General features: G+C 63.2%; 23 protein-coding genes. 15 read left to right on the top strand and 8 right to left on the bottom strand.

The features are described 5' to 3' along the window. Nucleotides 1–4: 4 nt before the first annotated feature. The 4 genes from LDN95_RS10970 (at nucleotide 5) to LDN95_RS10985 (ending at nucleotide 5,161) form a co-directional block, all read left to right on the top strand. On the top strand, nucleotides 5–709 hold the full coding sequence (locus LDN95_RS10970; protein ID WP_226017713.1) for a lytic transglycosylase domain-containing protein: 705 nt from the start codon (nucleotides 5–7) through the stop codon (nucleotides 707–709). A 231-nt stretch (nucleotides 710–940) separates the two neighbouring features. Beyond that, complete coding sequence (locus LDN95_RS10975) at nucleotides 941–2,680, top strand: VirD2 family relaxase/mobilization nuclease (protein WP_226017714.1); 1,740 nt, start codon at nucleotides 941–943, stop codon at nucleotides 2,678–2,680. Between the two features lie 27 nt (nucleotides 2,681–2,707). Next, entirely contained in the window at nucleotides 2,708–4,696 is a 1,989-nt protein-coding gene (locus LDN95_RS10980; RefSeq protein ID WP_226017715.1) for a conjugal transfer protein TraG, read from the top strand. A 3-nt stretch (nucleotides 4,697–4,699) separates the two neighbouring features. Beyond that, the gene (locus LDN95_RS10985; RefSeq protein ID WP_226017716.1) at nucleotides 4,700–5,161 is read left to right on the top strand and encodes a CopG family transcriptional regulator; all 462 of its coding nucleotides are present in this window, start codon (nucleotides 4,700–4,702) and stop codon (nucleotides 5,159–5,161) included. Here LDN95_RS10985 and LDN95_RS10990 read toward each other — a convergent pair. From LDN95_RS10990 to LDN95_RS11000, 3 genes are read right to left on the bottom strand one after another with little or no spacing between them, the layout of a single operon-like run. After that, entirely contained in the window at nucleotides 5,148–5,585 is a 438-nt protein-coding gene (locus LDN95_RS10990) for a hypothetical protein (protein ID WP_226017745.1), read from the bottom strand. The genes LDN95_RS10985 and LDN95_RS10990 overlap by 14 nt on opposite strands. A gap of 5 nt (nucleotides 5,586–5,590) precedes the next feature. Beyond that, the gene (locus LDN95_RS10995) at nucleotides 5,591–6,901 is read right to left on the bottom strand and encodes a type II toxin-antitoxin system HipA family toxin (RefSeq protein ID WP_226017717.1); all 1,311 of its coding nucleotides are present in this window, start codon (nucleotides 6,899–6,901) and stop codon (nucleotides 5,591–5,593) included. After that, complete coding sequence (locus LDN95_RS11000) at nucleotides 6,891–7,256, bottom strand: helix-turn-helix transcriptional regulator (protein WP_226017718.1); 366 nt, start codon at nucleotides 7,254–7,256, stop codon at nucleotides 6,891–6,893. Before LDN95_RS11000 ends, LDN95_RS10995 begins: the two co-directional genes overlap by 11 nt. A gap of 361 nt (nucleotides 7,257–7,617) precedes the next feature. On the opposite strand from LDN95_RS11000, the gene trbB reads away from it, so the two are divergent. From trbB to LDN95_RS11055, 11 genes are all read left to right on the top strand, one after another. Then, on the top strand, nucleotides 7,618–8,604 hold the full coding sequence (gene trbB, locus LDN95_RS11005; protein ID WP_226017719.1) for a P-type conjugative transfer ATPase TrbB: 987 nt from the start codon (nucleotides 7,618–7,620) through the stop codon (nucleotides 8,602–8,604). Beyond that, entirely contained in the window at nucleotides 8,601–8,933 is a 333-nt protein-coding gene (locus tag LDN95_RS11010) for a TrbC/VirB2 family protein (protein ID WP_226017720.1), read from the top strand. Before trbB ends, LDN95_RS11010 begins: the two co-directional genes overlap by 4 nt. Continuing rightward, the gene (locus LDN95_RS11015) at nucleotides 8,933–9,214 is read left to right on the top strand and encodes a VirB3 family type IV secretion system protein (RefSeq protein ID WP_226017721.1); all 282 of its coding nucleotides are present in this window, start codon (nucleotides 8,933–8,935) and stop codon (nucleotides 9,212–9,214) included. The genes LDN95_RS11010 and LDN95_RS11015 overlap by 1 nt, the downstream gene beginning before the upstream one ends. 13 nt (nucleotides 9,215–9,227) lie before the next feature. Next, nucleotides 9,228–11,666, top strand: a complete 2,439-nt coding sequence (gene trbE / locus LDN95_RS11020; protein ID WP_226017722.1) for a conjugal transfer protein TrbE — start codon at nucleotides 9,228–9,230, stop codon at nucleotides 11,664–11,666. After that, on the top strand, nucleotides 11,663–12,436 hold the full coding sequence (gene trbJ / locus LDN95_RS11025) for a P-type conjugative transfer protein TrbJ (protein WP_226017723.1): 774 nt from the start codon (nucleotides 11,663–11,665) through the stop codon (nucleotides 12,434–12,436). Before trbE ends, trbJ begins: the two co-directional genes overlap by 4 nt. A 9-nt stretch (nucleotides 12,437–12,445) precedes the next feature. Further along, on the top strand, nucleotides 12,446–12,736 hold the full coding sequence (gene trbK-alt / locus LDN95_RS11030; protein WP_226017724.1) for a putative entry exclusion protein TrbK-alt: 291 nt from the start codon (nucleotides 12,446–12,448) through the stop codon (nucleotides 12,734–12,736). 1 nt (nucleotide 12,737) lies between these two features. Further along, on the top strand, nucleotides 12,738–14,072 hold the full coding sequence (trbL, locus tag LDN95_RS11035; RefSeq protein WP_226017725.1) for a P-type conjugative transfer protein TrbL: 1,335 nt from the start codon (nucleotides 12,738–12,740) through the stop codon (nucleotides 14,070–14,072). Between the two features lie 3 nt (nucleotides 14,073–14,075). Next, a complete protein-coding gene (gene trbF, locus LDN95_RS11040; RefSeq protein ID WP_226017726.1) occupies nucleotides 14,076–14,765 on the top strand; it encodes a conjugal transfer protein TrbF in 690 nt (229 codons plus the stop codon). After that, entirely contained in the window at nucleotides 14,762–15,826 is a 1,065-nt protein-coding gene (gene trbG, locus LDN95_RS11045; protein WP_226017727.1) for a P-type conjugative transfer protein TrbG, read from the top strand. Before trbF ends, trbG begins: the two co-directional genes overlap by 4 nt. 113 nt (nucleotides 15,827–15,939) lie before the next feature. Then, nucleotides 15,940–17,085, top strand: a complete 1,146-nt coding sequence (locus LDN95_RS11050) for a TrbI/VirB10 family protein (protein ID WP_226017746.1) — start codon at nucleotides 15,940–15,942, stop codon at nucleotides 17,083–17,085. 1 nt (nucleotide 17,086) lies between these two features. Then, nucleotides 17,087–17,323, top strand: a complete 237-nt coding sequence (locus tag LDN95_RS11055; protein WP_226017728.1) for a DUF2274 domain-containing protein — start codon at nucleotides 17,087–17,089, stop codon at nucleotides 17,321–17,323. 93 nt (nucleotides 17,324–17,416) lie between these two features. Here the strand turns inward: LDN95_RS11055 and LDN95_RS11060 are convergent, their stop codons facing one another. The 5 genes from LDN95_RS11060 to LDN95_RS11080 are packed head-to-tail and all read right to left on the bottom strand — an operon-like array spanning nucleotide 17,417 to nucleotide 22,029. After that, nucleotides 17,417–18,355, bottom strand: coding sequence for a LysR family transcriptional regulator (locus tag LDN95_RS11060; protein ID WP_226017729.1), 939 nt, complete (start codon nucleotides 18,353–18,355; stop codon nucleotides 17,417–17,419). 27 nt (nucleotides 18,356–18,382) lie between these two features. After that, complete coding sequence (dmpG, locus tag LDN95_RS11065; protein ID WP_226017730.1) at nucleotides 18,383–19,426, bottom strand: 4-hydroxy-2-oxovalerate aldolase; 1,044 nt, start codon at nucleotides 19,424–19,426, stop codon at nucleotides 18,383–18,385. After that, on the bottom strand, nucleotides 19,423–20,364 hold the full coding sequence (locus LDN95_RS11070) for an acetaldehyde dehydrogenase (acetylating) (protein WP_226017731.1): 942 nt from the start codon (nucleotides 20,362–20,364) through the stop codon (nucleotides 19,423–19,425). The genes dmpG and LDN95_RS11070 overlap by 4 nt, the downstream gene beginning before the upstream one ends. 1 nt (nucleotide 20,365) lies before the next feature. Continuing rightward, nucleotides 20,366–21,148 carry a 2-keto-4-pentenoate hydratase gene (locus tag LDN95_RS11075; protein ID WP_226017732.1) on the bottom strand — a complete coding sequence of 261 codons (783 nt, stop codon included), beginning with the start codon at nucleotides 21,146–21,148 and terminating at the stop codon, nucleotides 20,366–20,368. Further along, nucleotides 21,148–22,029, bottom strand: coding sequence for an alpha/beta fold hydrolase (locus LDN95_RS11080; RefSeq protein ID WP_226017733.1), 882 nt, complete (start codon nucleotides 22,027–22,029; stop codon nucleotides 21,148–21,150). Before LDN95_RS11080 ends, LDN95_RS11075 begins: the two co-directional genes overlap by 1 nt. Nucleotides 22,030–22,053: the final 24 nt, after the last annotated feature.

The following is a 22,053-nucleotide window of genomic DNA, read 5'->3' on the forward strand; positions in this document are numbered from 1 at the left end:
TGCCATGCACCGCTCTGCACTCCTTTTCCTTTCCGGCCTGACTTGCGCCTGCTCCCTGCCGACGGCCGCGCTCGCGCAATCGGCTGCGACCGAACGCGCGATGCCAGGAGTTCCGTTCAGCGAATTCATCACCGAGGCGGCGTCACGCTTTGCGCTTCCTCCAGCCTGGCTGCACGCCATCATGCATGCCGAAAGTCGCGGAAAGTCCCGCGCCATTTCGCCAATGGGGGCGATGGGCCTGATGCAGATCATGCCCGTGACATGGGACTATTTGCGCGCACGGCATCGCCTTGGACCAGACGCTTTCGATCCGCACGACAACATCATCGCAGGCGCTGGATACATCCGTGAGCTGTATGATCGCTACGGCTCGCCTGGCTGGATAGCAGCCTACAATGCCGGCCCCGGGCGCTATGAAGCTTCGCTCAGGGGGCGACCTTTGCCCGCCGAAACTCGCGCCTATGTCGCTGTGGTCGCACCCGCGATCGGGCAGAATCGCGTTGCAAGCACTCCGACAATTGCGATGGTCGATCGCTTCGCTTGGACACGTTCGCCGATCTTCGTCGGGCGCCGTGACGTCTCCGGTGCGCTGACGGCAGAGCCAGCTGACGCGCAAGGTATCGAGCCTCTGCAACGTGCCGACACCGCTCCAGCCAAGCAAACCCACGGCCTCTTCGTTGCGCGGACTGCAGGGGCAGGACCTCAATGATCGACACCTCACCCAATCGCATTCTCTCGAAGGATAGCGGGAGATGGGGGGAGACTGCGCCCACAACCGAGGGAGGGCAGGATAAAAGGGTGCACGTTGCGCCCCGGTCGGTTGGTTGCTTTTTCGAGGTTTTTGTGGCCCTTGCACACCTTGTGCCGGGTATTGGCAAGGTGCCGAACCTACCTAACAGTCTGTTTATCCATCGCTTTTTGCACATTGTTCGGTGCACCGATGGCCGATGACCGCGAATTTCGCATCCGCCCTGGCCGCATTCGTTCATCGGGCTCGCAGCGCGCACGGCCATTCATCGCCCAAGCCTTGGCGGCAGCCGAGCGAGCTGGCGGCGGCATCTCCCGGGCTGGCCGCATCAAGACGAGAAATACCTCGCGTTTCGGCCGAGGACAGCGCGCCAGCATCCAGGCCAACAGGCTCATAACCGCACGAACACGCGGCGCCGTCGTCAAGGCGCGCATCGTCCGGCACAATGCACGCAGCGCGCCGCTTACGACCCATCTCGATTATCTGCGCCGCGAAGGCGTTACCCGCGATGGCGAGAAAGCCCGTCTGTTCGGTCCGGATAAGAGCAACGTCGAAGGCGGGGCGTTCGCTGAGCGCTGTCAGGATGACCGCCACCATTTCCGGTTCATCGTTTCACCCGATGACGCACTGGAGATGTCGGATCTCCAAAGTTTCACCGGCGAGTTGGTAGCGCAGATGGAAAAGGATCTCGGCACGAGGCTCGATTGGGCCGCCGTCGATCATTGGAACACCGAACATCCCCACGTCCACCTCATCGTGCGCGGTGTACGTGACGACGGGCAGGATCTGGTCATCGCCCGGGACTACATCAAGGAAGGCATGCGCGATCGGGCGCGCGACCTCATCACCCAGGAATTGGGGCCGCGCACCGACCTCGAGATTCGTCGGACCCTCGAACATCAGATCGGCGCGGAGCGGTGGACTCAGCTCGACCGGCAATTGGTTCGTGATGGCGGCATGAACGGTGTCATCGACGTGGCGCCGCTGCCCGGCGGGGAGCCTGATCCGTTCCAGTCTCTCAAAGTCGGTCGCCTCCGCAAATTGGAGGCGTTCGGGCTCGCAGAACAGATCGGTCCCGGCCAATGGTCCATCGGGGCCAGGGCCGAGGCAACCTTGCGCGAAATCGGCGAGCGCGGCGACATCATCAAGCGCATGCACCGGGCACTGACCGAACGCGGCATAGAACGCGCCGCTGCCAGTTACGTACTTGCCGCCGAGCTTTTCGACCAGCCGGTTGTGGGCCGGCTGGTGACGCGCGGGCTCGACGATGAATTGAAGGGCACCGCCTATGCGGTGGTCGACGGCATCGATGGGAGAGCCCATCACATCAGGCTGTCCGACCTTGATGCCGCTGGTGCTTGCACGCCAGGCTCCATCGTCGAACTACGTGCCTTTGATGACGCGCGTGGGATGCGGCGTGTAGCACTGGCCATCCGATCAGACCTTGACATCGACCATCAGATCAAAGCCGCCGGTGCGACCTGGCTCGACCGACAAGCCATCGCCAAGGAACCAGCCAGCTTGTCAGAAGGCGGCTTCGGTGGCGACGTGCGTGAAGCACTGGGCCGCCGTGCCGAACATCTGATCGGCCAAGGGCTCGCCGAGCGACACGGTGTGCAGGTTCGGTTCGCGCGCAATCTCATCGATACGCTTCGGCGGCAAGAATTGGACGCTCTTGGGGACAGGCTCTCCGCCGAGACCGGCAAGCCCTTCAACCACGCAAGCAACGGCGAATATGTGGCCGGGACTTACCGACAGCGCATGACGTTGGCGTCTGGCCGCTTCGCAATGCTCGATGATGGTCTCGGCTTCCAGCTCGTGCCCTGGACGCCCGCCCTTGAAAAGCACCTCGGTCGCCACGTTTCCGGCGTGGCGCGGGGCGACGGCGGCATCGACTGGAGCTTCGCCCGCAAGCGGGGGCTCGGTCTCTGATCCATCACATACGAAAGGACCATTTTTATGTCCGCGACCAAGATACTGTGGGGCCAGGTCATTACCGTCATCCTGATCGTGCTCACTACGACATGGGCAGCGACGGAATGGGTGGCCTGGCGCCTGGCATTCCAGCCAGAATTGGGCGCGCCATGGTTCCGGCTTTTCGGTTTCCCCTTCTATCTGCCGCCCTCGTTCTTCTGGTGGTGGTACGGCTTCGATGCCTATGCACCAGCCATCTTCGTCGAGGGGGCCTATATCGCTGCCTCCGGTGGCCTGATTTCGGTTGTCGTCGCCATCGCCATGTCAGTCTGGCGTGCGCGCGAAGCGAAGAAGGTCGAGACCTATGGCTCGGCGCGCTGGGCAGAACCCGGTGAGGTTCGCTCCGCAGGCCTGCTTGGTCCCGATGGTGTCGTTCTCGGCCGCTTTCAGCACGAGTATTTGCGGCACAATGGCCCTGAGCATGTGCTGTGCTTTGCACCGACCCGCTCGGGTAAGGGCGTCGGCCTGGTCGTGCCCTCGCTGCTGGCATGGCCGGGTTCTGCCATCGTCCACGACATCAAGGGCGAGAACTGGCAACTTACTGCGGGCTTTCGGGCGCGTTTCGGGCGCGTGCTGCTGTTTGACCCGACCAATGCAAAGTCCGCCGCCTACAATCCACTGCTCGAAGTTCGGCGCGGCGAATGGGAAGTGCGCGACGTCCAGAACATCGCGGACATTCTGGTCGATCCCGAAGGCAGCCTTGAGAAGCGCAACCACTGGGAGAAAACCAGCCACGCCCTGCTGGTCGGCGCGATCCTCCACGTCCTTTACGCCGAAGCCGACAAAACGCTCGCCGGCGTCGCTGCCTTCCTGTCCGATCCCAAGCGCCCTATCGAATCGACGCTCGCTGCAATGATGACGACGGCGCATCTGGGCAAGGTCGGCCCACATCCCGTCATCGCCAGTGCTGCCCGCGAATTGCTCAACAAATCGGACAACGAGCGATCAGGTGTGCTGTCGACCGCCATGTCGTTCCTCGGCCTCTACCGGGACCCGGTGGTCGCCGCCGTGACCCGGCGCTGCGACTGGCGGATCGCCGACATCGTAAGCGGAAAGCATCCGACCACGCTCTATCTCGTCATCCCACCATCCGACATCAACCGGACAAAGCCGCTCATTCGGCTCCTGCTCAACCAGATCGGACGCCGGCTCACGGAGGACTTGCAAGCCAAGTGCCACCGGCATCGCTTGCTCTTGATGCTGGACGAGTTTCCCGCGCTTGGCCGCCTCGACTTCTTCGAAAGCGCGCTGGCGTTCATGGCAGGCTACGGACTGAAGAGCTTCCTCATCGCGCAGTCGTTGAACCAGATCGAGAAGGCCTATGGTCCGAACAACTCGATCCTCGACAATTGCCATGTCCGGGTGAGCTTCGCGACAAACGACGAGCGCACCGCCAAGCGTGTCTCGGATGCGCTCGGCACCGCCACTGAAATGAAGGCCATGCGCAATTATGCCGGGCACCGCCTCTCGCCCTGGCTCGGGCATCTGATGGTGTCGCGATCCGAAACCGCGCGTCCCTTGCTGACACCGGGCGAGATCATGCAGCTTCCGCCCGCCGATGAAATCGTCATGGCTGCGGGCATTCCCCCGATCCGGGCCATGAAAGCCCGCTATTTCGAGGACTCCCGTTTCAGAGAGCGCATATTGCCGCCGCCTGAACTGGACGTACCGAAACAAGGGCAGGCGGACGACTGGACCGGATTGGCGTTGCCAGCGCCGCCGGCGGTCCCAGAGGCAATGCTGACTGGTGGTGGGGATGATGATCCTACGGATTCCGAGCGCCGCCATCAGCCCGAATTGAGTCTGGCCAAGCCCGCGGAGAGCCCGCAGCCTATCCCCAATGAGTTCGAGATCGACAGCGAGCACAATGATGATGGAGACGATCTGGCTGCACGAAACCGCGCATTGACCGGGATCATGCAGGGCGTAGCGCGTCAAGCTTCGCTCGACCTCGGCGACGGGATTGAGATCTGACAGATGACCATCCGCAAGAAGAAGGCGCAGATTTCCGTTTATCTCGACCCTGATGTCATGACGATGCTGGCGGATTATGCCGCACGTCGCAATCAGTCACAGTCGTTGGTAGCGGAAGCGGCCATCGCTTCGTTCCTTTCGCCGGATGCTGCCGACCGACGCGAAGCGGCTTTCGCTAAACGGCTCGATCAGCTCGATCGACGTATGGCGCGAACGGAACGCGATGTGGGCATTGGAATCGAGACCTTGGCGGTTTTCATCCGCTTCTGGCTGGCGACCACACCTGCCTTGCCAGAACCGGCGGCCCATGCTGCCCGGGCCAAAGCCGGCGAACGCTACGACGCCTTTGTCACGGCACTCGGCCGACGGTTGGCCAAGGGACCGAGGCTGCGTCAGGAAATCCCAGAGGAACGCGCGGTTGAAGGTAGCGGTGCTTCGCCATCTCATCCGCTCAAAACGGAATGACCCCACTGCGGAATGCGGCAACGACTTCCGACCGCTCCACGAACTCCCGCTTATTCTCGATGTTCCACTCAGGAAAGGAGAGGAACAAGGGATCGGCGAGAACGCCGATCCGCGGCTTGCGGCCGGCGAATTGGTGAGCGGTCAGATCGTAGTTCCAGTCACCTACCATGACCCAGAAATGGTGATCATATCCACAAGCCTTCGATCCCTTGATAATGCAGACGTTGTCGAGGCGATATTTCTCTTCGAGGAGGTAGGTCAGCATGAGCGACACGCTCTCGCAGCAATTCTGCGGGTAGGAATATCCGAAGGGGTAGTCGAAGATCCTTTCGAGCCTGTTTCTCTCCAGAAACCCCAGCAACTTGGTCGCTGAGCCGTCGATGTCGGTTTTTCGGACCTTGGGATTCCCATTTGTGCGGTGCATTGCACTCAAAGTTGCGGCACTCCATCGACATACCCTTCGAAGGCGTAATCATTGAGGAACTGGCGGCGCCACAGATATCCGCGATCAACTTCGCTCAGTGCGGCTTCCTCGCAGATATTGGGCCACAACCGGGCGATCTTGACGATCTGGTCGTTGATCAGATCACGGGCATCGCGGTCGCTGAGCAGAAAATTCGGCGCCGATAGGCGGCAGCTTTCCAGCAGGCTGCGCTTGTCCTCACCATTCACCAGCATCGCCTGATTGGCCACCCGGCCATTTCGTGGCTGCGGGCATATGTCGTATGCCTGGGTGAGTGTGAGGCTGGCACCATCCCAGAAGGCCGCATGGTTGCGGGCGTGGTCGTCGGTATTGCCTGTCAGCACGTTGAAGACCATCCGCCCGAACAGTTCGCGCAGAGTCGCTTGCGGATCGGTGAAGCGCGCGCGCACCATCTCTGCGAGATCGACATAGCTCGCATAGCGGGCCTGCATTTCGGAGAGGCCAAACATCGTCAGGGCAGAGACCATTGCCCGGCGAGTCCAGCCAGTGCCGTTCCATTTGCGGTCGAAGCGGCGCACTAGGAGGACATCCTTGCCGCTCGCCTGCGTCAGTTGAACGGGCGCGACGTCGAGGCCCACTTCTGCCGCCAGGCGCATCGCAACGAACTCGGCCTTCACCACGGCCATGGTATCATTGGTGGCTGAGAATTTGGCGATGAACTTGTCTTCGCCATTCTGGATCAAGGCCTTGGGACGTGCGCCGCCTATCGAACTCCCGTGGAACAGCGCCTTGTCCAGAGCCGGGGGAATGGGTTCGCCGCGCTCGACCCGTTCGGCCGCTTCCAGTAGTTCCTCAAGCGTCGCATTATCCTGCTCACGGGGCTGATACTTGTCGGCTGAGGTCTGGAAATCGAGCGCGCCAATGCGATCGGAACCCGAATTGAGCATGAAGGTCAGTTCGTCGAACTCGACATTGTGCGCGGCCTCACCGCCAAGGCCCGTCAGACGATTGATGATGACCCGGCGCCCCCATGCGTCCGGCGCGCCGTCGCGCAAGCACCCGGCCATGTCGAGTGGTGCTTCGGGCAATATCCTGCCGCGCTGGAGTGGCAGCTCCGGTGCATAGATCGGTATGGCGTTGGCGCGTTCGAGATAGGAACGGCCGTAGTTGAAGGCATAGAGGCCACCATCCAACTCGATCCTCCCGGCAATGACGGGCTCAAGCGCGCCCGGCAGCCATATCCACACGAAAGCTTCCGTGGCGGGCGCGATCGGATCGTGAGCCGTAGTGGTGGGCTGAGGGCGATCAGAAGTCATCCTTCACCTCCGAGCGAGGACGCCGCACCGACTGCGGAAGGAGCGCCAGCTTGTCGTTGACCCTGGAAATCTCGGGAGCAAGCCGCGAAGGCTCGTCAACAAAGAGCGGTACACCCACCAGCGTCGCAGCCTCGAACACCAGCCCGATTTCTACCTTGGGGTGCCCCTTTTCGATCAGTTGCAGCGTGCTGCGCGCGATACCTGCGCGGGCCGCCAAATCAGCCTCCGACATCTTGCGCTGTTTACGTGCGAGGCGAATGAGTCCGCCCATCATGGTCAGCGCTTCACGCGTCACGCGGGAATATGGGCGGGGATGGTTAGTCACATGAACCTCAATGCCGGTTATGGCGGTCATAAGGCCATTTCTCGACCGCGATAACGGTCAATACCAGCAACTATGTTAAAAAACAATGGAATGACCGTGTAGGCAGTCATGAAGCCCATTCCTGACGGCTATGGCGGTCATTTCCAGACCTGCCGGCAGAACCTCAAGCTATTGGCGATGCCGAGCGCTTATCCGTGCTCTGTTACAGGCGACCAAGGCACTGCGCGTCGCCCCGCTGCCTTCCCAGATCGCCGGAACTCCGCCGTTTCCCTGTATTTGCACGCCACGCTTCTACTACGACCGAAAGCTGTTGAACCGGCCGAATTTCTGGCTCTCTTAATCATCCCCAAGCCGGGGAGCGCCTGTTCTCCCCGGTGACACGGGGAACCCGATGGCGGCTTCACACCACAATTCGCAAAGGTCGGCACGCGGCGCGCGCATGCTGCGCACAGCGCTCGGTCCCGCCATTGCCCGCTTGCTCGAAGACCCGTCGGTCGTCGAAGTCATGCTCAATCCTGACGGACGGCTCTGGGTCGACCGCCTGTCGGAAGGGCTTTCCGATTCCGGCGAATACCTCTCTGCGGCCGATGGCGAGCGCATCGTCCGCCTCGTTGCACACCATGTCGGCGTCGAAGTGCACGCCAGTTCGCCGCGCGTATCCGCCGAGCTTCCCGAAACGGGGGAGCGGTTCGAGGGGCTGCTCCCGCCTGTCGTCGCCGCGCCCGCCTTCGCGATCCGGAAACCCGCCGTCGCGGTCTTTACGCTGGCTGACTATGTCGCTGCGGGGATTATGGCGAGCGATCAAGCCGAGGCCTTGCGCTCAGGTGTTGCCGCACGCGCCAATATCCTCGTCGCGGGCGGCACTTCGACCGGCAAGACCACGCTTACCAACGCGCTCCTGGCCGAAGTCGCGAAGACTGACGACCGCGTCGTCATCATCGAGGACACGCGCGAGTTGCAATGCGCCGCGCCGAACCTAGTCGCCATGCGCACCAAGGATGGTGTCGCCTCACTGTCCGAACTCGTGCGCTCGTCGCTCCGCCTGCGTCCTGACCGCATTCCTATCGGCGAGGTGCGCGGGAGCGAGGCCCTCGATCTCCTGAAAGCCTGGGGGACCGGCCATCCCGGCGGGATCGGCACGATCCACGCCGGCAGCGCCATCGGCGCACTGCGGCGGATGGAGCAGCTCATCCAGGAAGCAGTCGTCACCGTGCCCCGCGCGCTGATCGCGGAAACGATCGATCTCATCGCCGTCCTCGCGGGTCGCGGTGCTTCTCGCCGCCTTGTCGAACTGGCCCTCGTCGAGGGCCTGGGGCCGGACGGCGACTACCACGTCACACCCATCATCCCTCGGCCCAAAGAAGGAGCCTGCCCATGAATGCGCTTGCCCATCGTTCCTGTCGCCGCCTGACAACGGCCCTGTCTGCGCTTGTCCTCAGTGCCGTGATGGCGCCTGCTGCCCACGCTTCCGGCTCCTCGATGCCCTGGGAAGCCCCGTTGCAATCCATCCTCCAGTCGATCGAAGGCCCTGTCGCCAAGATCATCGCAGTGATCATCATCATTACCACCGGACTGACGCTGGCGTTCGGCGACACATCGGGCGGTTTCCGCCGTCTGATCCAGATCGTCTTCGGTCTCTCGATCGCCTTTGCCGCTTCGAGCTTCTTCCTCTCGTTCTTCTCGTTCGGCGGCGGAGCGCTCGTCTGATGATCGGCGGTGTCGAACAAGGCGGCGAGATCGCAGGCTATACGGTCCCGGTTCACCGGGCGCTGACCGAGCCGATCCTTCTGGGCGGGGCGCCGCGCGGTCTCGCCATCCTGAACGGCACGCTCGCAGGCGCCGTGGGCCTTGGCCTGCGCCTCTGGCTCGTCGGCATTGGCATCTGGGCAGTCGGCCATGTCGTCGCCGTCTGGGCCGCCAAGCGCGATCCGCTCTTTGTCGATGTGGTGCGCCGCCATTTGCGCATCCCCGGCCATCTTTCCGTCTGAGGAGCGCCGATCCGTGTTCAACCTCGCCGAATACCGCAATCGCAACAGCCGGCTCGCAGACTTCCTGCCCTGGGCGGCTTTGGTTGGCCAAGGGATGGTCCTCAACAAGGACGGAAGCTTTCAGCGCACGGCTCAGTTCCGAGGACCGGACCTCGATTCCGCGGTGCCTGCCGAACTGGTGGCCGTGGCAGGGCGGCTCAACAACGCCTTCCGCCGCCTCGGATCGGGCTGGGCGATCTTCGTCGAGGCCGATCGCCACGCCGCTGCCCATTACCCTGACAGCCGGTTTCCCGACGCGGCCTCGGCGCTGGTCGATGCCGAGCGCAAGGCCGATTTCGAGGAAGCCGGCGCACACTTCGAGTCCGCCTACTTCCTCACCATCTGCTATCTGCCACCGGCGGAAGACGCCTCCCGCGCGGAAAGCTGGCTCTATGAGGGCCGGGAGCATTCCGGCATCGCGCCATTCGAAGTGCTCTCTGGTTTTGCCGACCGCACCGATCGCATCCTGCGACTGATCGAAACCTTCATGCCCGAATGCCGCTGGCTCGATGATGCCGAGACGCTGACCTACCTCCACGGCTGCGTATCGACCAAACGCCATCGGGTCCGCGTCCCTGAAACGCCGATGTATCTCGACGCGCTGCTCGCCGATCGGCCGCTTACCGGCGGCCTCGAGCCGCGCCTCGGCGCATCGCATTTGCGCGTTCTCACCATCACGGGCTTTCCCACGGCCACGACGCCCGGTCTACTCGACGAACTCAATCGTTTGGCATTTCCCTATCGCTGGGCAACCCGCGCGATCCTGCTCGACAAGACCGATGCGACTAAGCTGCTGACCAAGATCAGGCGGCAATGGTTCGCCAAGCGCAAAAGCGTCGCTGCAATCCTGAAAGAGGTAATGACCAACGAGGCATCGATCCTGGTCGATACCGACGCGGCGAACAAGGCCGCCGACGCCGACCTCGCACTCCAGGAACTCGGGGCGGACTATGCAGGCATGGCCTATGTCACAGCGACCGTGACGGTCTGGGATACCGATCCGCGCACCGCCGATGAAAAGCTGCGCCTTGTCGAGAAGATCATCCAGGGCCGCGATTTCACCGCCAGCCCGGAAACCATCAACGCGGTCGATGCTTGGCTCGGCTCCCTGCCGGGGCATGTCTACGCCAACGTCCGGCAGCCGCCCATCAGCACTTTGAACCTCGCCCACATGATACCCTTGTCAGCGGTGTGGGCGGGGCCGGAACGGGACGAGCATTTTGCAGCCCCCCCACTGCTCTTCGGCAAGACCGAAGGCTCGACCCCGTTCCGGTTTTCCCTTCACGTCGGCGATGTCGGGCACACGCTCGTCGTTGGCCCAACGGGCGCGGGCAAGTCCGTTCTTCTTGCGCTCATGGCGCTCCAGTTCCGCCGCTATACCGGAGCCCACGTCTTCGCCTTCGATTTCGGCGGTTCGATCCGGGCAGCCGCGATCGCCATGGGCGGCGACTGGCACGATCTCGGTGGCGGTCTCACCGACGCCGCAGAAACCTCGGTCAACCTGCAACCGCTCTCGCGGGTCGATGATCTCGCCGAACGCGGCTGGGCTGCCGACTGGATCGGCGCGATCCTGACGCGCGAAGGCGTGGCAATGACGCCCGATGTGAAGGAGCATGTCTGGACCGCGCTAACCTCACTGGCCTCAGCTCCCGTCGATGAGCGGACCGTCACAGGCCTTGCGGTCCTGCTCCAGTCCAATGACCTGAAACAGGCGCTTCGTCCCTATTGCGTCGGCGGCGCCTACGGCCGCCTGCTCGATGCCGAGGCCGAATATCTCGGCAGCGCCACAGTGCAGGCGTTCGAGACCGAGGGACTGATCGGCACCGGAGCGGCATCGGCGGTCCTGGCCTATCTCTTCCACCGGATCGAAGACCGGCTCGACGGATCGCCAACGCTCATCATCATCGACGAAGGCTGGCTCGCGCTCGACGACGAGGGATTCGCCAGCCAGCTGCGCGAATGGCTGAAAACACTGCGCAAGAAGAACGCCAGCGTCGTTTTCGCCACACAGTCACTGTCCGACATCGACGGCTCGCCGATCGCGCCCGCCATCATCGAGAGCTGCCAGACTAGGCTGCTCCTCCCCAATGAACGCGCGATCGAGCCTCAGATCACGGCCATCTATCGCCGCTTCGGGCTCAACGATCGCCAGATCGAGATCATCGCGAGGGCAGCCCCCAAGCGCGACTATTACTGCCAGTCCCGGCGCGGCAACCGGCTGTTCGAGCTGGGTCTGTCCGACGTCGCACTGGCGCTCTGCGCTGCCTCATCGAAGACCGATCAGGCTGCCATTGCCAAGATCCTCAGCGAGCACGGACGCGAAGCCTTCCTTATCCAATGGCTTCAACACCGCGGGCTCGGCTGGGCCGCTGACCTCGTCCCCAACCTCACAAACCAGGACAAAGCCCCATGAAACTGCGCCGCTCGCGCAGCGTTCGGCTCATTGCCGCGCTGCTTGTCGCCCCTGTGGCCCTCACTCCGATACTGGCAGCGCCGGCTTACGCACAATTCGGGTTCGGCGGGATCGTCTACGACCCCTCGAACTACGCGCAAAATGTGCTGACGGCGGCGCGATCGCTCCAGCAGATCACGAACCAGATCACCTCACTCCAAAATCAGGCGCAGTCGCTGATCAATCAGGCCCGCAACCTCGCAAGCCTGCCCTATTCAGCGCTCCAGCAGCTCCAGCAGTCGGTACAGCGCACCCAGTCGCTGCTGAGCCAGGCCCAGAACATCGCCTATGACGTGCAGTCGATCGACCGCGCTTTTCAGCTCAAATATGGCAGCACCGCCATGTCGCCGAGCGATACCCAGCTCATCGCCGATGCGCGCACGCGTTGGCAGAATACGGTGGGCGGCTTGCAGGATGCCATGCGCGTGCAGGCCGGTGTCGTTGGCAATATCGACACCAACCGTACCCAGATGTCGGCGCTCATCAGCCAGAGCCAGGGCGCAACCGGAGCCTTGCAGGCAGCACAAGCCGGAAACCAGCTCCTCGCACTTCAGGCACAGCAACTGGCCGACCTCACCGCGCTCATCGCGGCCAACGGCCGGGCGCAGGCGCTCCAGTCGGCTGAACAGGCGGCTGCGGCGGCACAGGGTCAGGAACAGCGCCGCCGATTCCTGACGCCCGGAACCGGCTATCAACCCGGCAACGCCAAGATGTTCCAGTCGGGCAATTGAGGTCAGACGATGGACGGCAAGACCCTCGCACGCATCGGCGCCGTTGTTTTCTTGGCCCTCGCGGTCACGGCAACCGCGATCGACATGAGCCGCCGCGATCCAGCGCCGGGGACGACATCGGCAAAGGTGCCATCCATCGTTACCCAAGATCCACTCGACGCGCAGCTTGCCCGCTGCTCCGAGGCGGGCGAGGCCGGTGCACACGATCCGCAATGCCTGAAGGCCTGGGCCGACAATCGCCGTCGCTTCCTCGGATCTGAGCCGGAGCAGTCTGCATCCGATCCCACGGAGGTCCGCTGACATGGGCGGCACCGGCGTCATCGACCATTTTCTCGAGGTCTTCACCCGCTACATCGACGGCGGCTTCGGTCTCCTGCACGGCGAAGTCGCATTCATTGCCACGACGCTGGTCGTCATCGACGTGACGCTTGCCGCGCTGTTCTGGTCGTGGGGTGCCGACGACGACATCATGGCGCGCCTGATCAAGAAGACGCTGTTCGTCGGCATGTTCGCCTACATCATCGGCAACTGGAACAACCTCGCCCGTATCGTCTTCGAAAGCTTCGCCGGCCTTGGTCTCAAGGCGAGCGGATCGGGCTTCAGCACCGCCGACCTCCTCAGCCCCGGCAAGGTCGCGCAGACTGGGCTCGATGCCGGGCGGCCGCTGCTCGACTCGATCTCCAACATGATGGGCTACTGGTCCTTCTTCGAGAACTTCATCCAGATCGCCGTCATGCTCTTCGCCTGGGCGCTGGTGCTGCTCGCCTTCTTCGTCCTTGCGATCCAGCTTTTCGTCACCCTGATCGAGTTCAAGCTGACGACGCTCGCAGGCTTTGTGCTCATACCCTTCGGCCTCTTCGGCAAAAGCGCCTTCATGGCCGAACGCGTGCTCGGCAATGTGATTTCGTCTGGCATCAAAGTCCTGGTGCTCGCCGTCATCGTCGGCATCGGCTCGACGCTGTTCTCCGAGTTCACAGCAGGCTTCGGCGGTGCGACGCCAACGATCGACGAGGCCATGGCCATCGTTCTTGCCGCCCTGTCGCTGCTCGGCCTTGGCATCTTCGGACCGGGCATTGCGAACGGCATCGTCTCGGGCGGACCGCAACTCGGTGCAGGCGCTGCTGTCGGGACCGGCCTCGCCGCCGGCGGCATGGCCGTTGCCGGGGCAGCCGCTGCCGGAGCGGTCGCATCAGGCGGGGCCGCATTGGCAAGCGGGGCCGCTGCCGCCGCGCGCGGCGGTGCAACGCTCGCAGGAGGAGCATCGACCGCCTATAGTTTGGGTGCGGCCGAAAAGACCGGCGTTGCCAGCGTCGCTTCGGGCCTCGGCAGTGTCGCCAGCACCGGCGCTCAAGCCGCCGCTTCACCGTTCAAACGGGCCGCTTCGAAAACCGCCGACAGCTTCAAGTCCAGCTATCAGGCGGGTGCTGATGCCGCCGCCGGGATCGCTGGCGGAGCCACCGAAGGCGACCCCGCCGCAACCACTTCATCGCCGCCCCCGGAAGGCCAGCCCGATTGGGCCAAGCGCATGAAGCGCAATCAGCAGCTTTCCCAAGGCGTCCAGGTCGCCGCCCACGCCGTCAAAGCCGGCGACAGCCACGGCGGCGGCGCTTCTATCAACCTTTCCGAAAGCGACTGACCCATGAGCATCTTCAAACGCCCCTCGACCCATTACGGTAAATTGCCCACGCCCGAGACGCCTTATCAGCGCGCTGCACAGATCTGGGATGACCGCATCGGGTCGGCCCGCGTCCAGGCCCGCAACTGGCGGCTCATGGCCTTCGGCTTACTCACCCTGTCGGCAGGCCTTTCGGCGGCACTGGTCTGGCAGACCGCCAGCGGCTCCATCGTACCCTGGGTGGTGCAGGTCGACCATCTTGGACAGGCTCAGGCTGTTGCTCCAGCGACCGCCGACTATCAGCCGAGCGACCCGCAGATCGCGTTCTATCTCGCGCGCTTTATCGAGCAGGTCAGGAGCATCCCCGCCGACCCGATCATCGTGCGCCAGAACTGGCTGCGCGCCTACGACTTCACCACTCAGGCCGGGGCGCTGGCGCTGGGCGATTATGCCCGTGCCAATGATCCCTTCGCCAAGGTCGGCAAGACGCAGGTGGCGATCGACGTTTCCAGCGTGATCAGGGCATCGCCGACCTCGTTCCGCGTGGCCTGGGTCCAGCGCACCTATCAGGACGGCGCGCTCGCAGCGACGGAACGCTGGACCGCCATCCTCACCATCGCCGTGCAACCGCCCCGCGATCCCGAGAAACTCCGGGCCAATCCGCTCGGCATCTACGTCAACGCCATCAACTGGTCGAAGGAGCTTGGACAATGAAACCCACCTTGCGCAATGCCTTGAGCCCGAGTGTGGATTTCCCGGCTTTCCTCTTCGCTGTCATCCCGGCCGTGCGGAACTCCGCGCTGCCCCTGCTGCTTTGCACGTCAACGCTCGGCGGCTGTGCCACGGTGCAGAAGCCGCCCGCCATCAGTTTCGACGATGCCCCGGCCGCCGTGCAATCGGTCGAACCACCGTTGCCGATCAAGGTCGTGGAACTCCCACAGGTTCTACCCTTGCCGGGGCAGCTGAAGCCGGTCGGCAGGGACGGGTCGCCACCGCCCGACTCGCCCGACCCGGCCTCTCGCGTGAACGCCGCCAATGCCGCAGCACGAATGCAGCCTGTCAGGAACGGCTTCATCAACGCCATCCAGGTCTACCCGTTTGTCGATGGGGCGCTCTATCAGGTCTATACCGCGCCGGGGCAGATCACCGACATCAGCCTGCAACCCGGCGAACAACTCGTCGGTGCCGGCCCGGTCGCGGCCGGTGACACGGTGCGCTGGATCATCGGTGATACCGAAAGCGGCATCGGCTCAGCGCGGCAGGTCCACATCCTCGTCAAACCGACGCGCGCCTCGCTGATGACCAACCTCGTCATCAACACCACCCAGCGCACCTATCACATCGAGCTGCGCTCGACCGAGAAGACCTACATGGCCTCTGTCTCGTGGCAGTATCCGCAAGACCAGCTCATTGCGCTTCGCCGTCAGAACGCCGAGGCAAGGGCCGCCGAGCCCGTAGCGTCGGGCATTGATCTCGCCCGCGTCAATTTCCGCTACGACATCGTGGGCGATCGGGCGGCGTGGAAGCCACTGCGGGCATTTGACGATGGTCGCCAGGTCTTCATCGAATTCCCGCGCGGTGTTGCCCAAGGGGAGATGCCGCCGATCTTCGTGGTCGGCCCTGAAGGCAACACCTCCGAACTGGTGAATTACCGGGTCCGCGCCAACTACATGATCGTTGACCGGCTCTTTGCAGCCGCGGAACTACGCTTCGGGTCCGGCAAGCACCAGCAGCGGGTCCGGATCTCCCGTACCGACGGGAGGCCGGCATCGTGACCGAACAGAAGGAACCCGAAAAGGGAGACGGTGGAGCGCCGCAGGGTTCTGCCCTGCCGGACGCGGACGGTGATGATAACGCACTGCCGCTTGTCGGCGAGCCGGTCGCGCGCATGCGACTGCGGCCAGAACCGCCTCGTGTGACACGCCTGTCGCGCAAGGTGCTGGCCGGGGTCGGTATCGTGACCGGCCTCGGAATTGGGGGCACGCTGATCTACGCGCTCCAGGCCCAGCACGGCGGCAAGGCGACCGAGGAACTCTACACGACGGATGGTCGCAGCGCTCCGGATGGCTTGGCGGGGCTACCCAAGGACTATAGTGCGGTCCCGCGGCTTGGGCCGCCGCTTCCGGGCGACCTTGGGCGACCAATTCTCAATGCCCAGAATAACGGCCAGCCAGTTCCTACACCTGGCATGGCGCCGCAAGCCGCCGCGCCAACCGGTCCCGATCCTGAAATTCAACGCCGCCGTCAGGAATTGGAGGCGGCACGGACGGCTCGCCTGTTCTCGGCTTCCCAGGCGGTCACCGGGAATGCTTCGCCTGCCCCGCAGTCCGGTGCAGCCCCGACCGACCTTGCCGGTCTCGGTCTTGCGCCGCAGCCGGCCACACCGACGGCGCAGGACCGCCAACTCGCGTTCCTCGGGCAAACACCCGACAAGCGCACGATTGCGCCCGACCGGGTCATGGCGCCTGCCTCTGCCAATGTCCTTCAGGCGGGCGCTGTCATTCCCGCTGCCCTGATCACCGGAATCCGCTCCGACGTGCCCGGCCAGATCACCGCGCAGGTCACGCAGAACGTCTATGACAGCCCCACTGGTCGCATCCTCTTGGTGCCTCAAGGAACGCGGATCATCGGCCAGTATGACAGCGGCGTCGGCTTCGGCCAGCGCCGGGTCCTGCTGGTCTGGAGCCGCCTCATCATGCCAGACGGACGCTCCATCGTCCTTGAACGGCAACCCGGCGCCAACGCCGAAGGCTATGCCGGCCTGGAAGATGGCGTCGATTTCCACTGGGGCGAGATGTTCAAGGCTGCGGCGCTTTCGACGCTGCTTTCGGTGGGTGCTGAGGCGGGTACAAGCCAGAACGAGAGCAGCCTGGTGCAGGCGCTGCGCACGGGGGCTTCGAACAGCATCAGCCAGACTGGCCAGCAGATCGTCAGCCGGCAGCTCGGAATCGCGCCCACTTTGACCATCAGGCCCGGCTTCCCGGTCCGGGTAATGGTGACCCGCGACCTTGTCCTTGAACCCTACGGAGGCTGAGATGGCAAAGCTGAAATTGGGGCCGATCGCAGACGACAAGCCGGTCAAGATCACATTGGAATTGCCGGCGAGCCTACACCGCGACCTCGTGGCCTATGCGGCTATCCTGGGTCGCGAAGCGGGGCAGGCGAGCGGCGATCCCATCCGCCTGATCGTTCCCATGCTCGAGCGCTTCGTGGCCTCAGACCGGGGCTTTGCCAAAGCCAGGCGTGATGCCGAACGCCGAAACGGAGAATGATAGCCTGGACTGGCTTGTCCGAAATCCGCATGCAGATTTCGGACACGGGACAACCGGGCCTCTCACTGTTGGTCCCCTCGAGACCGAGAGGTCCTAAAGATCGCTTTCTCCCTTTTCGGGGAACAGGAAGCTGAAGGCGGATTGTTCGTCGGCGCTGGTCATGGATCGGGCTAGGTCGAGAAGGCCCGCCAGCGCGGGGTTGTCATTGCCATCCGACCAAACTCCGCAGAAGGGGAGAACTTCATCCTCGATGGGTCTGAACACAACGCCGGGGAACTGTGCTCCAGTGGTGGCCTCGCTCGTGACCGTCAGTCCGCGCCCGAGTGCCACCAATTGCATCAGATTGTCCCGCCCAACCAGGTGTTGATGAATGTCCGGGTGCCTTCCAAGACCGGCAAGTCGCTGAACCAGATAGTCGTGGATTTCCTCTCCCGGTGCAGCCTCGCTCACCATGAACGGCTCATGGGCCAGATCCTCGAATTTGACCATGAGGTCGCCCGCGCGGGGATGATGCGTGGGCAGGACCGCGAAGATTCGTTCCGACCAGAGATGCTGACTGGCACATCCTGGCCAAGAGCCGGAGCCGGTAATGAAGGCGACATCCAACTGGTGCTGGCGGATTGCCGCAAGATGCTCAGCCGGATTGCCATCGATGAAAGTGAGTTGGACCGCCGCGTATCGGTCGCCAAAGGCCCGGACCAGTTCGGAGAGGAACCCTGACGCCAATGATGAGAATATGCCAATCTTCAGGTGACCATCATCTCCGCGCCCGATGGCTGAGACTTCAGCCTTTGCTAGGCCAATCTCTGACAACGCTTTGCGCCCACGCTGGACGAATTGCCTGCCCGCATGTGTCAGCTTTACGCCGCCAGGAGAGCGGATGAAGAATGCCGTGCCCAGTCGATCTTCAAGATCACGAATCCTGCGGCTGACAGCCGACTCCTGAATGCCAAGAGCGGCCGCAGCGCGGCGGAAGCTGCCATGGTCTGCGGCAGCCACCACATAGCGGATGTGCCGCAATTCGAGAGGCAATCTCGGTAGCTTCCCACCCCCATCAATTCACTGTGAATTCCGCATTTCCTGTGACCTCGAAAGGTCGAGGGCGATATCGACGATCATATCTTCCTGCCCGCCGACCATCTTGCGACGGCCAACCTCGGCGAGGATCGAGCGGGTATCGACGCCGTAATCGGCGCTGGCCTTCTCGGCATGTCGCAGGAAGCTTGAATAGACCCCGGCGTATCCCAGCGTGAGCGTCTCGCGGTCGACCCGGACCGGGCGGTCCTGCAAGGGGCGGACGAGGTCTTCTGCCGCATCCATCAACGCGTAAAGGTCGCAGCCATGGTTCCAGCCCATGCGGTCGGCAGCGGCGATGAAGACTTCGAGCGGCGCGTTGCCCGCGCCCGCGCCCATCCCGGCCAGGCTGGCATCGACGCGCATTGCGCCGTTTTGCACGGCGACGATGGAGTTGGCGACGCCAAGGCTCAGATTGTGATGCGCGTGCACACCGCGCTGTGTCTCGGGCTTCAGCACCCTGTCATAGGCGGCAACGCGCGCGGCGTAGTCGTCCATGCTCATCGCCCCGCCGCTGTCGGTGACATAGACGCAATGCGCGCCGTAGCTTTCCATCAGCAAGGCCTGCTGGGCCAGCGCCTCGGGGCCGGTCATGTGACTCATCATCAGAAAGCCCGAGACATCCATGCCCAGGCTGCGCGCCGCTTCGATATGCTGCTTGGAGACATCCGCCTCGGTGCAATGGGTCGCGATGCGGACCGAGCGCACGCCCATCTCGTAAGCATGCTTCAGGTCATGCACCGTGCCGATGCCGGGGAGCAGCAAGGTAGTCAGCACCGAATGCTCCAGCACCTCGGCCACCGCCCCGATCCAGTCCCAGTCTGTATGTGCGCCAAAGCCGTAGTTGAAGCTGGAGCCTTGCAGCCCGTCGCCGTGCGCAACCTCGATCGCATCGACCTTGGCCCGGTCGAGCGCGCGGGCAATCGCCTGCACGTGGTCGAGCCCGTACTGGTGGCGGATCGCGTGCATCCCGTCGCGGAGAGTGACGTCCTGAATGTAGAGCTTCTGGGTGATGGGGTCGAAAGTCATGCCGCTGCTCCTTCACGCATCCGCAGCGCGATCTTCTCGGCGGTCTTCAGCGCCGCCGAGGTCATGATGTCGAGATTGCCGGCATAGGCGGGCAGGTAATGCGCCGCGCCTTCTACCTCGAGAAAGACCGAGACCTTGAGGCCGGTGAACTCGCCATCCATCTCGGGAATGCGCAGTGGCCGGTTGGAGCCGATATGCTCGAACTGCACAGCCTGCTTCAGGCGATAGCCGGGAACGTAGCTCTGCACTTCTGCGACCATGTCGTGGACCGATTGGCGGATCGCCTCCTGGTCAGCATCGTCACATAGGCAATAGACAGTGTCGCGCATGATCAGGGGCGGTTCGGCCGGGTTGAGGACGATGATCGCTTTGCCGCGGGTTGCGCCGCCTACGTCCATGATCGCCTGGCTGGTAGTCTCGGTGAACTCGTCGATATTGGCGCGCGTGCCGGGGCCTGCGCTCTTCGATGCGATCGAGGCGACGATCTCGCCATAATGCACCTTGGCCACCCGGTTCACTGCCGCGACAATCGGGATAGTCGCCTGCCCGCCACAGGTCACCATGTTAACATTGGGGGCATCGAGCGCTGCCTCGCCGTTGACCGGCGGAATGACATAGGGGCCGATTGCAGCCGGGGTGAGGTCGACCACCCGCTTGCCATGGGCGCGCAGCACCGCGTCGTGATGCTTGTGCGCTCCGGCCGAGGTCGCATCGAACACTATGCCGATGTCCACGAACTCGGGCATGGCGACAAGGCCGTCAATGCCGTCGGCGGTGATGGGCACGCCCATGCGCTGAGCGCGCTTCAGCCCGTCGGATTCCGGGTCGATGCCGACAAACGCACCCATCTCCAACACCGAGGACAGGCGCATCACCTTGATCATCAGGTCGGTGCCGATATTGCCGGAACCAATGATCGCGACCTTGGTCTTCGTCATCTCAAACGCCTTTGTATGTGAAGCCGCATGCGCCGATCCCGGCGATGCGCGCATGGATGACATCGCCCGGGGTCAGCGCCACCATCGGACCGAGGGCTCCTGCCAGCAGGATATCGCCCGCCTTCAGTGGCTCGCCGCGCGAGGCTAGTGTGCAGGCGAGCCACGCCGCCGCATTGAGCGGGTTGCCAAGTGCCGCTGAACCCACCCCTGTAGAGACGACCTTCCCATTGAAGCTCATCTCCATCGCCGCGCCTTCAAGGTCGAGCCCGGCCAGCAGAAGGCCTTCATCAGCCAGAATAAAGAAGGCCGACGAGCCATTATCGGCCACGGTATCGGCGAACGTAATCTTCCAGTCAGCAATGCGGGAATCGACGATCTCGATCGCCGCGTGAACCGCGCCCACTGCCGCAGCGACATCGGCAGGCGTCGTCTGTGCCGAAGGCAAATCTGACGCCAGCACGAAGGCGATCTCCGCCTCGGCCTTGGGCTGCAGGCACTTGCCGGGATCGAGCCTCCCGCCATCAGCCACCTGCATGTCTTCGAACAGCACTCCGAAATCGGGCTGGTCTACGCCTAGCTGCGCCTGTACCGCCTTCGCGGTCAGCCCCGCCTTGCGCCCGACAATGCGCCGGCCCTGCGCTTCCCAATAGCGGGTGTTGATCTCTTGCACCGCATAGGCGCCAGCAGCGTCCGTGGGCTCCAAGGCATCACGCAGGGGGGGGATCGCACCGTTGGTGTAGGCATCACGCAACGCGCGCGCGGTCTGTTCATAGGGCCCGGCCATCAGGATCGTCCCAAAAGAAAGTTTATATGGAGACGATTGAACTCGTCGGCGTCTTCGAACTGGGGCCAATGGCCACATTCGTTCATAACGACATACTGGGCGCCTGGGATCATTTCCGAGATCTGCTTCCCTTCTTCCGGCGTAGCCGTGGGGTCATGCGACGTCCAAACGACCAGAGACGGAGCCTTGATCGAGCGATATTGTGCCTCGGTAATCATGTTAGGACGCCGGATTTCCATGTCCTGCAGGCACATGATCCGCGCCATCGTGGCCTCGAACTCCGGCTGGGCGTAGATCGCGCGTCGCGTTTCGATCAGATCATCGGAAACCATCGACTTGTCGCACATCAGGAATTCAAGGCGAGCCTTGATGCGTTCCCACGAAGGATCCGAGGCGGCCTCGTTCGACAGCTTCTTGAGACGAGCCATGACTTCAGGATGAGCCGTCCAGCCACCTGACGTGTTCAGAACCAGCCGCTCAACGGCTTCTGGATGGTGAACCGCGAGATATGTCGCGACCCAGCCCCCCAGGGACTCGCCAGTGAACATCGCACTCGAACGGCCGAGAGCTTTGAGAACAGCAAGCACATGTTCCGCATAGTCCTTGACCTGGTAATCTATCGCCGGCTGGTCAGTCCAACCATGCCCGAGCATGTCGATGGCAACGAACCAGAAATGTTCACCATGAGGTCCGAAATTGCGGGAATAGGCCTCCGCATGTCCACCCACCCCGTGTAACGCAAGCACCAAGGGCTTCGACGGATCGCCGGATTGAATGTAACGCGTGCGGATACCTCCTGCTTCCAGATAACCTTGCGAAAAGGTCACCCCACGTAAGTCGGACCACACACTCGAAAAATTCGTCGGGCGGATTTCACTCATAAAATACTCCTCGATCTTTTTAGC

Origin of the sequence: Novosphingobium sp. FKTRR1 (assembly GCF_020404405.1) — a bacterium.
Classification (GTDB): Bacteria; Pseudomonadota; Alphaproteobacteria; order Sphingomonadales; family Sphingomonadaceae; genus Novosphingobium.